1 pseudogene is annotated in these 436 nt (G+C 46.1%); it reads right to left on the minus strand.

Annotated elements, in window-relative coordinates:
- Positions 1-436, minus strand: a pseudogene (locus tag H3V14_RS10745) (hypothetical protein); the annotation flags it as partial.

The following is a 436-nucleotide window of genomic DNA, read 5'->3' on the forward strand; positions in this document are numbered from 1 at the left end:
CTTGCTGACATAGTCGATCTGGCCTGTAACCTGTGCTTTCGCAGCACCAAGTGTTGCACCGGCAGTAACAACATTAGACGTTGCACTCGTGACTTTGCCCTGAACAGATTTCAAAATCCGTTCCATCGTTGCCGACGAAACTTTACTGAAATCGGCATCAACAAAATCCTTGACTGTCATATTCTTGACAGCATCATCCAACTTGTTTTGAGCTTCCGTTACCGCGCTCTTCTGCTGATCAGTGGCACTCTCACCTGCATCTGTAAGAGCTTTCTGAGCCTGTTGAAGTTTATCGTCCAAATCCGCAAAATCCGGTTTGGTTGTTGCTTGCCCAAAAATATCCTTCAGTTGGCCTTTGGTTAAATCAAATGTGCCATCAGCGCCCTTGGTTGCAAAGTTAAGATCAGCACCGCCAACGTCGATCATATCGACATAA

Source organism: Bartonella sp. W8151 (assembly GCF_016100385.1).
Classification (GTDB): domain Bacteria; phylum Pseudomonadota; class Alphaproteobacteria; order Rhizobiales; family Rhizobiaceae; genus Bartonella; species Bartonella apis.